The organism is Polynucleobacter sp. 35-46-11, from assembly GCF_002281105.1.
Genome location: NZ_NCFJ01000595.1, coordinates 1 through 1451, shown reverse-complemented (window position 1 = coordinate 1451; position 1451 = coordinate 1). Strand labels below are relative to the sequence as shown.

Genomic DNA, 1451 nt, shown 5'->3' with positions numbered 1-1451 from the left:
GGCCGCTTTAATTAAGCAAAACCCAGTTATTAAGAAGGACATAGAGACAGCCCCAGGCTATGCAGTTTTTAACACTACCAATGTCAATGTGGTCTTATTGGTACTGGCTAGGGGTGAGGGTGCCTTATTTGATAAGCGCCGTTCAGAGGTCATCTTTATGCAAGCCATGAAAACTGGCGAAGGAATTGGTGCGGGATATCAGGATCAGTACCAAATTATTCTTTTTAAGAATACGGATGCAATTGATCAGTTCTTATTGACCTCAATAGATGGTCGCCGTGGCGGAATGGATGTAGATGCTAATTTTTCTGCTGGGTCGGGCGGAACTATTCGCTCATTTAATCCTTACATCACTATTTATACAGTTGGGCTTAAAGGCTACGATTTGCAGGCTAACTATGGCGGAACGCTGTATCTAGTTGATCAACAGCTCAATGATGCCAAGACACTCAATAATTTACCTAAGAAGCAACAGTAAATTGGAGTGCAGTTTGAATGGTCTGGAGATGAATGTCTACAGTAGTGCAAATCTCTTTCCCATATCCACCGGCCATTGAGAAGGCAATTGGAATTTGGCGGTCTGCACCATATTGAAAGACGCACTCATCCCTTTGACGCATACCTGCTTTACTAATACTGAGTTTTCCTAATCTATCCCCTTCATGTGGGTCAGCTCCAGCCAAATAAATAATAAAGTCAGGCTTGAAATTATCTAGGATGTCTAAGCCTTCATTTAGGGCCTTGAGGTAATCCTCATCTTCACATCCATTGGGTAATCCAATATCTAAATCACTCTGCTCTTTCGTGAATGGAAAGTTATTTTCACCATGCATCGATAGCGTAAAGATGGATCTGTCATTTTGAAGAATGGCTGCTGTGCCGTTTCCTTGATGGACATCCAAATCTACGATGGCTATTTTCAGTTTCTGATGAATCTCTTTTTGTAATGCCTTTGCAGTAATTGCGGAATCATTGAGTACACAAAAGCCACTACCTCTATCACGGTAGGCATGATGGGTGCCGCCAGCCAAGTTGGCAGCTAAACCATCATTGAATGCTGCCTTAGCGGCGGCAAGCGTAGCTCCTGCAGAACGGCGTGATCGCTCCACCATCTTCTCGCTCCAAGGGAAGCCAATCTCTTGTTGCTCTTGAGCGCTTAATTCCCCCGAGAGAATTTTGATGAGGTAGCTCGGATCATGTGCGTATAGGATCTGCGTATCGGTAACAGCTGGCGCCTCGACAAGCTGAATTCCATTTAGATTGCTGACGAGGTCTCTTAGTTGACTATACTTTTCCATCGGAAAGCGATGCCCGGGTGGAAGTGGTAAAACATAGTGGTCGGTATAAAAAGCTTTCAAGGCAATCTTGTCTTCATTTGAATTTACGTGTGTTGAATAGTCTATTCGTTTTTTATAGGTAGGTATGGCCCAATCTGAAAAAGTAGGTTTTAA

The 1451-nt window shown here is 43.4% G+C and carries 2 protein-coding genes; one reads left to right on the top strand and one right to left on the bottom strand.

Features of this window, described 5'->3' with window-relative positions; genetic code table 11:
* A partial coding sequence (locus B7Y67_RS17960) for a hypothetical protein (protein ID WP_293599798.1) occupies positions 1–478 on the top strand: 478 nt, incomplete at its 5' end.
* On the opposite strand, the gene B7Y67_RS17955 is transcribed toward B7Y67_RS17960, so the two are convergent.
* Positions 462–1451: histone deacetylase (locus B7Y67_RS17955; protein WP_367227307.1), on the bottom strand; the 990-nt coding region annotated here is incomplete at its 5' end. The genes B7Y67_RS17960 and B7Y67_RS17955 overlap by 17 nt on opposite strands.